The sequence below is a fragment of the Alicyclobacillus fastidiosus genome (genome assembly GCF_026651875.1).
Taxonomy (GTDB): domain Bacteria; phylum Bacillota; class Bacilli; order Alicyclobacillales; family Alicyclobacillaceae; genus Alicyclobacillus; species Alicyclobacillus fastidiosus.
In genome coordinates, this window is record NZ_CP104068.1 from 60,550 (window position 1) to 74,690 (window position 14,141).

The window sequence follows — 14,141 nt, forward strand, 5'->3', positions numbered from 1 at the left end:
AGCACCACGATTTGTCGCTCCCGCTGTCGGGAAGCACGTACGGTAGAATTCCTATCGCATCGGTCGCCACGTGGCTGTACTTCTTTGGGTGAGGAGTGGCAGCATTATGCAGGTTGTACACGAGCGATGCTGCGGACTGGATGTCCACAAGAAGAAGGTCGTTGGTTGTGTGATCACGCCGGAGATAAAGGAGATTCGGACGTTCGGAACGATGACGGATGACCTTGAGTCCCTCATAAAGTGGATTCTCGGTCATGAATGCACGCATGTGGCGATGGAAAGTACGGGCGTCTTTTGGAAGCCGATCTTCAACCTTCTCGAAGACAGGGATCTCGAGGCGTTGGTCGTCAATGCCCAGCACATCAAGCAGGTTCCGGGTCGAAAGACGGATGTTCGGGACGCTGAATGGATAGCGGACCTGCTGCGCCATGGCCTGCTCAAGGGGAGCTATATCCCTGACCGAAATCAGCGTGAACTTCGGGAACTGGTCCGGTACCGCAAGTCTCTCGTCCGGGAACGTGCCAATGAAGTCAACCGCCTCCAGAAAGTCCTTGAAGGAGCAAATATCAAATTGGCATCGGTGGCAAGTGATGTGGTTGGCGTATCGGGTCGAGCCATCCTCACTGAACTCATTGGTGGAAAAATGGATGAATCACGGCTCAAGGAGATCGTGAAGGGACGCCTCCGTAACAAGACCGCAGAACTGAAACGTGCATTGCACGGTGTTGTTCGTCCGCACCAGCAGATGATGCTTGCTGTTCAGCTTCGGCACATCGATCACCTTGATGAGTTGATCGAGGAAGTAAGTGCTGAAATTGAGCAGCGGATGCGCCCTTTTGACGAAGATCTCCGGCGAATCCAGACGATACCTGGAATTGGCGAGCGGACGGCGGAACTGATACTGGCGGAGATCGGTACCGACATGAGCAGGTTTCCAAGTGCGCAACACCTGGCGTCCTGGGCAGGAATGTGTCCAGGCAACAATGAAAGTGCGGGTAAACGACGAAGTGGCAAAACCCGCAAGGGAGATCCTTGGTTACGAGAAGCGTTAATCGAAGCCGCACGTGGCGCCGCCAGAACAAAGAATACCTATCTGTCCGCTAAGTATCACCGAATCGCTGCGCGTCGGGGATCCAAGAGAGCAGCCGTGGCAGTCGGTCACTACATGTTAATTATCATCTATCACATGCTGGTCAATCAGACAGAATACGAGGACCTTGGGCCAACGTACCACGAAGAGCGGAACCGAGAACGAGTTATCCGTCGTCACTTGCATTCTCTGGAGAAACTCGGTTTGACAGTCATAGTTCAACCGACTTCCTGAAATATCCAGATATGTCTAAGAGGGAGAACACGGGAGCTTTTTTATGCCATTTTCACGGTAGGGCCATCAAAGAACTGCCAAGGCTTACCTTAACTCTCCCCAGTAGTTCATTAGGCGGACGTCGTTCCTCTAAGTCTCGATACGCCCATATTGCTTGATCAAACATACCCAGATAGTAATATGTGTTTGCTCGTACCATCCGAAGATTAAATGCAAAGTCGAATGCTTCGTCTACTGAACTAATCAACAAGATAGTATAATTGATTGCTTCCAATAGCTCGACTGACGTAGCATCACTTGCACTAGCGATATACGACCATTCAATTGCGGATTCGGCCATTTGTTCAATAGCATGAACACTTGCTGCTGTGTGCCAAGCTTCTCGAAACGCGTATATGTCCTTTGTTTCACGAGCTCTTTGGATCAGTTCGGCAGCACGCTGTATAGTCTCCCCGTATTCGGTTAAGTGATTTGAAGGTACACCTAGACGATTCGCTAAGATTTCTATGGTTTCTCTGGGGGGTACCTTTAATCCACGTTCAATTTGACTCAGATACGAACGATCAAACAGTCCTTGAATTAGCTCTTGTTGCGAAATGCCTTTTTGTAGGCGTAGTCTTTTGATTTTTTGACCTAACACATCAAACTCCTCACAGTCATAAATAGTCTCGTGCCGGGACTAAGGAACCTGCGGTATCATCTTCCTAGAGAAAGGGTGAAAAGGATGAAAAAAGCACTGTGTTTTGTTTTACCTGTGGTCGCAATGGGCGTAGTTTTCTTAGCTGGCGGTCACCTCACTCCTTTATCCGTCACATCCCCAGGTGTGGGAGTTACGACGGCGTTGATGAGTTTCATTCAATAAATAGATTTTTACAATAAAAAAAGCCCAGTAATATGGGCGCGGCTGCAACCTGGCGATCATAGACGTTTGTCCTTAGACCCATGGCTTTGCGTCCTAGTGTTTCCACTAGTTTGCCCATAGTGTTCTTATTCTTTTTGGACTCCTATAACACCCCTCATTTTTAATTTCAATACTCAAATGATACCAATAAGGTTAACACACAATATTTTAGTAAGCCAAATGGACTAAGATACAAAAATCCACCCATACATTCCTGGGTGACAATCAATAATAAGCAGATTCCCGGTTACACGTACTGGTAATCATATCCTCTAAAATCTAGTCTCGCACGGGACTAAATTTCGTTGTTCCTATACTGGTGAAATGTGATCTTGGCCTTGGTGTTTTTATTTTGCCGAAACCAACCGATCCACCGGCACTCGTCTCCGCTCTCCATCAACTATCAGGTGTAGATTCCCTGCGTACATCACGGGAACGCCATGCCATATCTCATTCTCCAATGGTCCGAATAGCGTTAGACATACGGTTGATTGAGCATCTATGGCATCGCTTATCACATAGGACATCTCTTCCCACTCGTGTTGGGATAGCACCGGTGGTTTGCTCTGCTGTCGTATTTGTTCGTTTTCATATCGATTCATTGCGCTGCGGTGCTCGGGAAGTACCAGCCTCATCATCTGAAACACGTTCCCTTCATCGATTTTCATGAAACCACCTCATTAGGCGTAGTGACCGCCAATTCTGCGGGACCTATCACGCAACTGACCCGCCTTCGTTAAACTTACGGCTCGCATCAATGCTGTTTCCCCAAACCGTTCATGAATTTCATCCACTGTCGTGTATAGTTGTTTACGTTTCGGCACGTCATCGAACAGTGATAATTGAATTGCATCGGTGAAGTGCAACATATCTACGGCAACACTCACCGCTCGAACACCTGACCTGGTATCCCAATAACGGTCAAGGAGTGCCAACAACTCGGGGTAAAGTTCCTCTGGAGAATTTGTGTGACGTGATAACGTCTTCGCCCTCCAGAATCCTCCTTCTAATCGTTCGTAGGAAACTCCCAAGCCAACACGTCGACCGACCTGGTTTGCACGACGCAGGCGGTGACAGACCTCATCGAGCAGTTCGAGAATGACAACGGCAACCTCCGAGCGTTCATAAAAGTCTCTTGGAAGCGTGGTTCGGTGTGAAAATCCCTTATGAGCCGCGTCATAGCTGTTTGGGTTGATTCCGCTGATGTCCTGGCCGTTGGCCCACCGGTGGATTACATCGCCCCAGACGCCGAACCGCGCCCGCAGTTGCCCAACCGGTATCCGTGCAACATCACCTATGGTGTCAGCTTTAAATTCGCGACGAAGTGTCTCAGCGCGACGTCGGAGCCCCCACATCTCTTCGACCTTAAGCGGGTGCAACTGTGTCGGTATGTCGTCTTCGGTCCACCAGACGATGCCACCAGTCGATTTTTTTGCCTTTGCGTTGGTCATCTTGGCAACCCATTTATTTGGGCCTAGCCCAATGCGACAACGGATTTTGAAGCAATCCCATATCTTTGCTTGAAGTTTTCGCACTGCTTCAATCGGATCACGAAACAGATGTGAATCGACGTCCATGGCAATAAACCCCTCGTCGACACTGAACTGCTCCTGTAGTGGAAAATGTAATCTCATGATCTCTTGAATGCGAACTGATGTTTCCAGATAGAGGGCCATATGTGGCCGTACAACGATAAGATTGGGAACGAGCCGCTGCGCCTCGCCCAGACGAATGCCATTGCTCACGCCGAATTTCTTAGCCGTTGGTGTAGCCGCAAGGACCACGCCACTTCTTCGGGTCGGGTCACCAGATACTACTAACGGAGGATCAGTGTTATCATCGAATTCTTTTCGACGAGCTGAATATTCGACCATCGAGGCGACCTCGCACGATGCGTAGAATGACTGCATATCGCATAATGCGTAGACTAAATTCATGAGATTAACCCAGTCCGTTTCGCGCGGTTCTTTATTTCAGCGTCGAGCATTTTTTTCATGTAAATCCCTTGGTCGTGAACGTCATCATTTATGAATTTGACAGTGATATCATGTTCATTTGTTTGTACTTCGATAATGGAGAGGTTGCCTCGTTTAAGGTCATCCTTGAGGTGGACAATTTCTCGTTCTATGTAGTCTTTAAGTAAACCAAGCAAAAGCAGGCGCCGAATGTCTGCAGTTGGCCGCTCCATGTGTTTGCACCCCTAACACGAACATATGTTCTTGTGTGGGTATTATACGCGAACAATGATTTTTGATGCAAACATTTGTTCTGTGTAATTTGTTCCATGTGTAATGGATATTTACTTGTTGTTGTATTTGTGGTGAGGGATCGCATAAAATAAAGATAAGGGTTCTACCCTAATAAGAAGAGCCCAGAGCGGACACTCTGAGCTCTTACGGTACATCGCCTTGAGTGACGGATTCCCGCACTCGGACGACTCAATTGAATCGCCACGTTCGTGGCAACTCGACAAGAGCCACCCCGAAAGGCCGCTAAAACCGACGGGGTGGCTTACTTATGTGAACGGAACGCGAGAATAAGCGTTACTACAAATGTTAGCAAGGCAAGTAGGAACATGCCCGCTTGTAGTCCGACTTCTACTGCTGTATATGTCACGTTCATCGTCCGACCTCCCCCCTGTCCGAAGACTTGCAGGAGAGGCGTCACCCGTTGGTTTAGCTAGTACCGTAGACCTATTTTATAGGATGCAAGAAATATAATCCAATGATTAAGAGAAAGAGACATATAGCAATGCAAGCATTACTATCGTGCAAGGTAAGTTAAAGATTGTACCGTTCACTTCAGTTCCTCTACACACTTCTCCGAATCATTATTCACGTTGCCAACCATCTTATCGACCTGGTACCAGTACATGTCGTCTTCCGGATAGGGAGCGATCACTGTCAGCAATTCATCGAGGTCCGTTACCCTGCGGTCTAGCCAAAATCGCTCATCCTGGTGGTCACGCAAAATGGCCGGCATGCGGTCGTGTATGTGCCTCATACGCGCGTTTGGTGGGCAAGTGATGATGGTGCACGTGCTGATTTTCTGCCCATATGAACCTTTCCAGGTATCGTAAAACCCAGCGAACGCGAACACTGGTCGACTCTTCACTCTGATATAGTGCGGCTGCTTTGTGTTCTGATGCCATTCAAAGTACCCACTTGCCGCTATCAAACAGCGGCGTCGTTCTACCAGGCGTCTAAATGCCGTGTTCTTCCGCAATCCCTCGACGCGCGCGTTAATCGGCTTGATCTTCGGCGACTCGTTTCTCCATGCCTGCGGAATTAAGCCCCACGACAAAGGACCGATGCGCCTTTCTCCGTCGGTGCCCGTAATCACCGCAGGTATCCTCTGTGAAGGGGCGATGTTGTACCGAGGAGGAATGGCATAGTCATATTCGGTAATTCCGAAATAAGCTACGATTTGGCTCCAATCCTCTGTCAAAGCGAAGCGTCCGCACATATTAATCATCTCCGATTACATGATACAAGAACATGCGTTCCTATGCGATAGAGATAATCGGTAAGTATAAATGGCAATAAGAAGGAGTTTTGAATCATACACAATTCTATTGTGTTTCTTTCGGGAAAACGCCGAAATCCGTTGCGTAACAAGGGATTTCGGCGTTTTTTATGTAGTACTGTTTTTCAGAATTAATATCTAACGAAACATAATCTCATGAATTATTCGGATGTGTTTCTCGTGGACTTTTCCCATTGCAAACGTCTCTGATACGCTTCTTGCTTCTCTTTATCTTCTTCATAGTTCGTACCACGAGGCATTGCCAAAGCCCACATGTATTCACGGTTAAATGTTCGTTCATAATCCGTTGCTTGTTTCATTTGACTACACCCATTTGATACAAAATGAAAACCGCGTAATAGCAAGGTTTTTTATGTATCATATAGACGTATCATAAACGTGGCTTCAGAAGGTGGATTTTTAGACGTGATTTACGGTTACGCACGGGTGAGTTCTAGGGCACAGAATCTAGATGCACAAATAACACAGCTAAGCGATTACGGATGCGACAAGATATTCAAAGAGAAAATCAGCGGACGAACGCTAAACCACCGAGAACAGTTTACAAAGCTCCTTAATCTCGTTGTCGATGGGGATATTATTGTCGTTACTAAACTTGACCGATTCGCCAGGAGTACACAAGGGGTTATCCTCATCTTGGTACTGCCCTTCATAACCCATTTATGATGTAAACCGATTCGCCGATTCAGTTGCCTTGCCCATGTCATAGATTTTAACCTTTACTTCCACATGTTCTAGGGAATCTTCGCTTAACTGTAGATGGCCATCCTTCGTTGCGTAGCGATGAAACGTTTGCGGATCCCGGCGGTACAGTGAATCAGCGAGCGTGTAGATGTCTACGCCATAACGCAGGCCATTTTCATACGTTTTTCGGATTTCCTTTTCGATCTTTTTGGAAATCATCGATTCCAATTGCGCTTGCGACAAAGGCCGTCCCCTTTGTACGATGGACCCTCCCACTTGAATCTGAGCATCAAATCTCAGGTGTCCCCCGATAATCACTGGACGGACACGACACTTCCGCTTAATGATCGTCATGGTCGCAATGGAATCTCCACGTTGGTTCAGTATCAAAGGGATACGTGAAATGTGTGGTGAAAACCAGCGCTCTCCAATCGCTTCATCACGAGACAGACGACCTACTAGTTTTCCGTTTCGAAGAAGTCCATATCCGGATATCTCAATTTCAGGATAGGTGGCTTTGGCGTCAAACCAACGGTTTTCTTTCACCGAGATCTCCGGAGGAATACCCGGGCGACCTGGTTCTTGCAGATTCGTAATGAATCTGTGCAGGCGCACGGGTTCAATGAAAGAGCTTTGTCTGTATACCGCGTACGGATCGCTCAAAAAAGAAAATACAGGCGATGATTCGAGGATGGGTGCCGATGATAACACCTTGGGAATAGAGCTATCCGTACAATATACCCATGGTATATAACGAATTTCTTCATAACGTGTAACCATGTCGAGTGACTCCTGAACACCTTTTTGCGCCAAGAGTGGTTCACTGAAAACGATGGCATTTAAATGCCCCCATCGTATCCTTCTTTGAGACGTAGCATACAAATCATGGATAGCATCTTCATAAGATTGCCCCACACCTACGCCAACCCATGCCCCGAGTCCCTCTTCTGATTTCTGAGACTCTTTGGAGAGTGCCGTTGGATCCAAAATCTGAGCGTATATAATGTATTTCCCATCTTGATAATCGATACCAAGTGCATGTATGTAGAACATATGCTCCAGTTCCTGTGAATCCCAACAGCCAGGAAGAAGCGGAACACACAAACACAGAAACAAAAACATCTTGATCCGCGCCCAATACTTGTGACGAAGCCGTTTCATGTCATCCTTCATTCCGTGTTTGGTCCTTTGTTCGCAAAATGATCGGTCGCTTCCGCCCCTGATGAGCAGTCACGCTATTGAACGTGTAGGACAAATCACGGGCATGGAACGGACTAAAAGGAGTAAGGTACGGAATGCCAAAGGAACGAACCGTGGACAAGTATACCAACACCGCAAAGCTGGAGATAAGAAATCCAAACTCTCCGAGAATGGACGACACGATCAGGATGAAGAAACGGAAAAGGATGATGATTCCAGCTAATGACTGATTGGGAATGGTAAAGGAGGCAACCGCCGCGGTGGCCGTGACCACCAACAATGTCGGACTCGTCATACCGGCAGAAATCGCTGACTCCCCTATGACGAGTCCGCCAACTACGGTCAACGTTTGGCCGAGTTTACTAGGAAGACGGTTCCCCGCCTCACGGAACAATTCAAACATCAGCAGCATCAGAAGTGCCTCACATGAAGTGGGAAGGGGCGTCCCGCGTCGAGAGGTGGCCAGGGTGCTAAGCAAGGCCAACGGAATTTGCTCTTGGTGATAAGTACAAATTGCTACGTAAAGACCAGGGAGTAATAAAGTGATAAGAAATCCAAAAAATCTCAACCCACGTTGCAGCATGAGGAACACGTAAGATATGTACTCGTCTTCGGCTGATTGCAACAGGAACGACATATTTGTTGGCCCCATGATGGCGGTGGGTGTTCCATCAAGAATAATGGCGAACCTCCCACGCAACAAGGCTCCAACCACAAAGTCTGGTCGACCGGAATAAGCGAACATCGGCACTATGAAAAATTTGGAGTCAGACAAAAACTCCTCCAGTTGCGCACTGGCATACACCGCATCGACATGGATGCTCTGAATCCGATCTCGGATCTGTGTAAGAACGGACGGATCAATAATGTCCCGGATATACAGAAGGGAAACCTTCGATTGAGTGCGTACCCCTATCGTAAACGACTCAGTACACAGCGTCTCGGTTGGCAGGCGCTTGCGAATCAAAGCGACATTGGTCTCCAGCGCCTCGATAAATCCGTCCTTTGGTCCTCGCACGGAGGTCTCGGTGTTCGGTTCTTCCGGTTGACGATTCGGGGGATTGGATAGATTGGCGACATAGGCAACATCAATGCCATCCACCAACAGGACCAAGTGACCACGAAAGATCTCGGGAACCAGTGGGTCAAACAGGCGCTCCGTTGTTTCGAGATCAATGGGAAGTGTTTCCTCCAATTGTTCCGCAGAGAGACGGCATCCATCCAATTGCAAAAAATATTCATACAGGATCCCCAAAATGTCGCGGTTGAAACGATCAAGATCGACCATCCCCTTACAGTAGACAAAGACTACTTTACGTGGACGGCGGGAGCTGCCAAGTATGACCTGACGGGACACCACCTCCTCAGTCTGCGAAAACGTTTTTTCGATCATGGACAAATTTTCCTCAAGTCGCCGGTGGATTTTCTGCTGGGGATGTTTTTCACGAAACCTGAGTTTCATCGGGTATGTACCTTTCTTCGTTTCGACTTCCAAGCGATGATAACAAGCAAGAGGGCGATTGCAGTCACGCAATACAAATATCCCGGAGCTACCACCCGCTGCAAAAGGCCCAAAAACTGCGTATCGCTAATGCGAACGATAGCAAATACACAAAGTGTGCCGAATAGTAATCCGAGAAACCAGGTTCGTCCCCGGCCTTTCCGCATCCCGAAAATCTCCACGATCAGGAATGCTGTAAAGGAGATACGAACAAAAGCCCCGGATAACCATTGGTAAATTCCAAGAAAGTCTAGGTGTTCAAAAAAATGCCCGAAAGTGATTAAACGCCATTCCTCGAAGGCCGGAAAGCGCATGCTGGTTGCCTCCTTTGGCCCAAATTCGACGATGGCCCCATAAAGCGGACCTAAAGTGAGTACCAGCAGTATCAGTACATTGAGGGCCAGCATCCAATAACGAACTTCTGATTTTATGTAATGCTGCATACAAAGAATCATGAATAGTTCCGAAAAACCAGATGCAGAATACAATATCCCCCGAAACACCGGATTCCACCCGTGTTCCAGAAGTGGGAACAACAAGGACATATCCTTGTGTGGGATGTTGGATGTACCTACAAAAAAGCCAAACACAACAACAAAGGGAAGCAAAATTCCACTGGCGATGGCGATGGAGGCAATACCCGCGTAAGCACAATAGAAGCACAGAGCGGCTAGAACAAGTACCAGGACAAAATTCGGCGTCACAGGTAACAGGGTAATTTTTGCCCAAAAAACTGTGTCACGAAAGGTGACTAGAGCCGCCACAAATAACGGCAGCGCCATCAAGCAAAGGAGACCATTCGCGAGCAAAGGCGGTATCTGTTCACGTAGCCAAAGTCCGATATGTTGTTGCTTTGAAGCACGGATTACGTACTGCATAAACATCATCGCGACGAATACTAACAGACTCGTCAAACACACCGCAAGCCAAGCATCACGTCCGGCTGCGCGCAACAAAAGAGGAATCAAAATCACGTGATCATTTAACCCAATCGCCAACATTAAAATCATGGTGGTTTGTGCCATTGTGATAGCGTCCTTGGAGCGTTCGATAATGCATGCCACCTTCATAATCGTGGGATTCCTAAGAACAAGAGTCCTCAGTCACTGATTGATGAAAAGGATTAAGATCCTGTTTTCAAAAATGGATAAACGTGGTGCATTACAGCCGCTAAAGCCTTCAAAGTAACGAGGCTACCCAACCTAATCCCAAGACCACAAGGTACAGCCAGATGTTTCGATTGTCCTTCATTGCTCCATTGGTCATTCGAACGATCAAAAAGGTATTCGCAGTACTAGCGGCAGCTAGAAATAGTGCGGCCATTATGTCACCATCAACTGCACTAAATCAATGATATTTTAAGAATATCTCCCCCGAAATCCAAAAATATACGCATTGGTTTGGGTCATATACTCAGCGGATACCCAGAATGCGCAAAAGTCGCGTAGGGATTAGAACTATTCTGAAATGTCCGCTTGGTTATACCTCAAACTGACGTCAGGAAGACCAAAATAGAGGCGCTAGAATAGCCTCCATTTTGGTTTTCTGACGACGTGACCGGAGCGTCTGTGATCCCAATCTGACAGGTGAGAGCCTTAACGTACGATTTTTTCCGTTTCGTAAGATGACCCCTGTCTGAACGTAGGGACTTTGCCTAATCCATTGGGAAGTCCTTCAAACATCATAGGCTTTAGGACAACCTCATCAAGCGCCTTGGCGTCATTTAAACCATCGACATAAATTAAAAACATTTTGGTTTGCCTATGGACGAGAACTGGACGGAAAACCACATCGGAACAATTTTGGAATATTTGTCTTAAGACTCTGTCATTCACTGAAACGTCAGGGCTCAATATTTCGTTCTGAGTATTATCGGGCAACGACACCGGTTTTCTCGAATTCCTTTAACGCCTTGATGAGTCTTGGTTTTCGGAACCGGATCATAGGTAAGCGATGCCCCTTCTCTAGAGGTGGTGTAGTATTACTCCTGAGACTTTTACTGTAATGATGAGGTCTAGCCAACAAAGTGCGACTACCACAAGATGCATCCACAAATACCGCTTATCTTGTTTCACTTTTTCGCGAGCGTAATTTGCCATTCAAATGATCAAAAGACTGTTCGCAGTACTAGCAGTGGCTAACAGCAATACGGCCATATGATTTAACCACCCCTACCGTGAAAATGGCATAAAAAAGCTCCCGTGTTCTCCCTCTTAGACATACCTGGATATTTCAGGAAGTTGGTTGAACTATGACTGTCAAACCGAGTTTCTCCAGAGAATGCAAGTGACGACGAATAACTCGTTCTCGGTTCCGCTCTTCGTGGTACGTTGGCCCAAGGTCCTCGTATTCTGTCTGATTGACCAGCATGTGATAGATGATAATTAACATGTAATGACCGACTGCCACGGCTGCTCTCTTGGATCCCCGACGCGCAGCGATTCGGTGATACTTAGCGGACAGATAGGTATTCTTTGTTCTGGCGGCGCCACGTGCGGCTTCGATTAACGCTTCTCGTAACCAAGGATCTCCCTTGCGGGTCTTGCCACTTCGTCGTTTACCCGCACTTTCATTGTTGCCTGGACACATTCCTGCCCAGGACGCCAAGTGTTGCGCACTTGGAAACCTGCTCATGTCGGTACCGATCTCCGCCAGTATCAGTTCCGCCGTCCGCTCGCCAATTCCAGGTATCGTCTGGATTCTCCGGAGATCTACCGTGAAAATGGCATAAAAAAGCTCCCGTGTTCTCCCTCTTAGACATACCTGGATATTTCAGGAAGTTGGTTGAACTATGACTGTCAAACCGAGTTTCTCCAGAGAATGCAAGTGACGACGAATAACTCGTTCTCGGTTCCGCTCTTCGTGGTACGTTGGCCCAAGGTCCTCTTCTGTCTGATTGACCAGCATGTGATAGATGATAATTAACATGTAATGACCGACTGCCACGGCTGCTCTCTTGGATCCCCGACGCGCAGCGATTCGGTGATACTTAGCGGACAGATAGGTATTCTTTGTTCTGGCGGCGCCACGTGCGGCTTCGATTAACGCTTCTCGTAACCAAGGATCTCCCTTGCGGGTCTTGCCACTTCGTCGTTTACCCGCACTTTCATTGTTGCCTGGACACATTCCTGCCCAGGACGCCAAGTGTTGCGCACTTGGAAACCTGCTCATGTCGGTACCGATCTCCGCCAGTATCAGTTCCGCCGTCCGCTCGCCAATTCCAGGTATCGTCTGGATTCTCCGGAGATCTTCGTCAAAAGGGCGCATTCGCTGCTCAATTTCAGCACTTACTTCCTCGATCAACTCATCAAGGTGATCGATGTGCCGAAGCTGAACAGCAAGCATCATCTGCTGGTGCGGACGAACAACACCGTGCAATGCACGTTTCAGTTCTGCGGTCTTGTTACGGAGGCGTCCCTTCACGATCTCCTTGAGCCGTGATTCATCCATTTTTCCACCAATGAGTTCAGTGAGGATGGCTCGACCCGATACGCCAACCACATCACTTGCCACCGATGCCAATTTGATATTTGCTCCTTCAAGGACTTTCTGGAGGCGGTTGACTTCATTGGCACGTTCCCGGACGAGAGACTTGCGGTACCGGACCAGTTCCCGAAGTTCACGCTGATTTCGGTCAGGAATATAGCTCCCCTTGAGCAGGCCATGGCGTAGCAGGTCCGCTATCCATTCAGCGTCCCGAACATCCGTCTTTCGACCCGGAACCTGCTTGATGTGCTGGGCATTGACGACCAACGCCTCAAGATCCCTGTCTTCGAGAAGGTTGAAGATCGGCTTCCAAAAGACGCCCGTACTTTCCATCGCCACATGCGTGCATTCGTGACCGAGAATCCACTTTATGAGGGACTCAAGGTCATCCGTCATCGTTCCGAACGTCCGAATCTCCTTTATCTCCGGCGTGATCACACAACCAACGACCTTCTTCTTGTGGACATCCAGTCCGCAGCATGGCTCGTGTACAACCTGCATAATGCTGCCACTCCCCACCCAAAGAAGTACAGCCACGTGGCGACCGATGCGATAGGAATTCTACCGTACGTGCTTCCCGACAGTGGGAGCGACAAATCGTGGTGCTCCAAGTCGCCAACTCCGTCTTATGTACGGACTCGTGGTACCAGGGGGCGACGAGCTCCGTGTGGCTGTCTAGCGACATAGTAGATCATGGATCTACATTTTCATAGATTGTGGTGCCGCCAGGCGGCATGGGGGTCTTATGTGAAAAAAGAAATTTCAATTTTATATATTTTACTAATTTTCCAAAAAATGCATACATTTGGCATGTATAAAATATTATATTCTGCCATTTTTCGACACTTCCAGCGTGATATGATACTTTTTGTGGCTTGAGTGAAAGGTTGGGTAAAGGGTGTTGGATTATAGAGGGAATCCAGAACAAAGTCCATTGGTGTGGTGTGCAAAGTGTGGGGAACTCGTACCTATGGAGTCATCGACAAAGGTTATGAGGACGGTTTTTAGAGTAGACCAAAGCGGGCTATTCCCGTACGGAGTCTGCGAAAGACATCAAGCAGCTGAGAAGTTAGGAAGTACCCCGCCCTGCCCAAATAATGTAAATAACTGCATGAATAAATTGCAAGAGGGTAGTCCTGTTCACCTTCCTGGTGAAAGCCTGCTTTGAAAACAGCAGACATTTCTTCAGCTGACCGCAAGTGATTGCACGTCATACAAAAAACCAGCCTATTATCTTCGCCTTGTGTTCTCGACTCAACTCGCCTCACCCTTACGATCTACGCCACGGCCATTAGCCTTTTTTCTGGCTCCTGGACTTCTCCTATTGCTGTTTATGTATCATTCGCAGAAAACGACGTGTATTCTCGATTTTACAAGTGCATCCGGTTCGGCCGAGCCATCTGTGCCGATTCACCATACCAAAAGGAAATCGGTTATTTCTTACCTGAATCCGTGACGTGGATTTTCAAGAGGACGACAAAAATCGCGTGAAATCAAGT

Annotated in this window: 13 protein-coding genes, 1 pseudogene and 1 riboswitch; of the genes and pseudogenes, 2 read left to right on the forward strand and 12 right to left on the reverse strand. The window is 47.9% G+C overall.

What is annotated here, in order from left to right; translation table 11 throughout:
- The first annotated feature begins 106 nt into the window (after positions 1–106).
- Positions 107–1,324 carry an IS110 family RNA-guided transposase gene (locus tag NZD89_RS28115; protein WP_268005702.1) on the forward strand — a complete coding sequence of 406 codons (1,218 nt, stop codon included), beginning with the start codon at positions 107–109 and terminating at the stop codon, positions 1,322–1,324.
- A 52-nt stretch (positions 1,325–1,376) separates the two neighbouring features.
- Here the strand turns inward: NZD89_RS28115 and NZD89_RS28120 are convergent, their stop codons facing one another.
- From NZD89_RS28120 to NZD89_RS28150, 7 genes are all read right to left on the reverse strand, one after another.
- Positions 1,377–1,964, reverse strand: a complete 588-nt coding sequence (locus tag NZD89_RS28120) for a helix-turn-helix domain-containing protein (protein WP_268008786.1) — start codon at positions 1,962–1,964, stop codon at positions 1,377–1,379.
- A 262-nt stretch (positions 1,965–2,226) separates the two neighbouring features.
- A riboswitch (cyclic di-GMP riboswitch) is annotated at positions 2,227–2,311 on the reverse strand.
- 261 nt (positions 2,312–2,572) lie between these two features.
- A complete protein-coding gene (locus NZD89_RS28125; protein WP_268008787.1) occupies positions 2,573–2,893 on the reverse strand; it encodes a YolD-like family protein in 321 nt (106 codons plus the stop codon).
- Between the two features lie 12 nt (positions 2,894–2,905).
- Positions 2,906–4,162 (reverse strand): DNA polymerase IV, encoded by a 1,257-nt coding sequence (locus NZD89_RS28130; RefSeq protein ID WP_268008788.1) that lies wholly within the window; start codon positions 4,160–4,162, stop codon positions 2,906–2,908.
- A complete protein-coding gene (locus NZD89_RS28135; protein ID WP_268008789.1) occupies positions 4,159–4,413 on the reverse strand; it encodes a YhjD family protein in 255 nt (84 codons plus the stop codon). The genes NZD89_RS28130 and NZD89_RS28135 overlap by 4 nt, the downstream gene beginning before the upstream one ends.
- A gap of 323 nt (positions 4,414–4,736) precedes the next feature.
- Positions 4,737–4,847: a putative holin-like toxin gene (locus NZD89_RS28140; protein ID WP_268008790.1), complete on the reverse strand. Its 111-nt coding sequence runs from the start codon at positions 4,845–4,847 to the stop codon at positions 4,737–4,739.
- Between the two features lie 174 nt (positions 4,848–5,021).
- Positions 5,022–5,690 (reverse strand): SOS response-associated peptidase, encoded by a 669-nt coding sequence (locus tag NZD89_RS28145; RefSeq protein WP_268008791.1) that lies wholly within the window; start codon positions 5,688–5,690, stop codon positions 5,022–5,024.
- A gap of 221 nt (positions 5,691–5,911) precedes the next feature.
- Positions 5,912–6,070 (reverse strand): hypothetical protein, encoded by a 159-nt coding sequence (locus NZD89_RS28150; RefSeq protein ID WP_268008792.1) that lies wholly within the window; start codon positions 6,068–6,070, stop codon positions 5,912–5,914.
- A gap of 106 nt (positions 6,071–6,176) precedes the next feature.
- Here NZD89_RS28150 and NZD89_RS28155 point away from each other — a divergent pair, with 106 nt between their 5' ends.
- Positions 6,177–6,437, forward strand: coding sequence for a recombinase family protein (locus NZD89_RS28155; RefSeq protein ID WP_268008825.1), 261 nt, complete (start codon positions 6,177–6,179; stop codon positions 6,435–6,437).
- Here NZD89_RS28155 and NZD89_RS28160 read toward each other — a convergent pair.
- The 5 genes and pseudogenes from NZD89_RS28160 to NZD89_RS28185 form a co-directional block, all read right to left on the reverse strand.
- On the reverse strand, positions 6,432–7,616 hold the full coding sequence (locus tag NZD89_RS28160) for a Ger(x)C family spore germination protein (RefSeq protein WP_268008793.1): 1,185 nt from the start codon (positions 7,614–7,616) through the stop codon (positions 6,432–6,434). The genes NZD89_RS28155 and NZD89_RS28160 overlap by 6 nt on opposite strands.
- Before the next feature lies 1 nt (position 7,617).
- Entirely contained in the window at positions 7,618–9,048 is a 1,431-nt protein-coding gene (locus NZD89_RS28165) for a spore germination protein (RefSeq protein ID WP_268008794.1), read from the reverse strand.
- A gap of 65 nt (positions 9,049–9,113) precedes the next feature.
- Positions 9,114–10,226, reverse strand: a complete 1,113-nt coding sequence (locus NZD89_RS28170) for a GerAB/ArcD/ProY family transporter (protein WP_326492961.1) — start codon at positions 10,224–10,226, stop codon at positions 9,114–9,116.
- 1,162 nt (positions 10,227–11,388) lie between these two features.
- Positions 11,389–11,877, reverse strand: a pseudogene (locus tag NZD89_RS28180) (transposase); the annotation flags it as partial.
- A gap of 51 nt (positions 11,878–11,928) precedes the next feature.
- Entirely contained in the window at positions 11,929–13,143 is a 1,215-nt protein-coding gene (locus tag NZD89_RS28185; protein WP_268008796.1) for an IS110 family RNA-guided transposase, read from the reverse strand.
- Between the last annotated feature and the right edge of the window lie 998 nt (positions 13,144–14,141).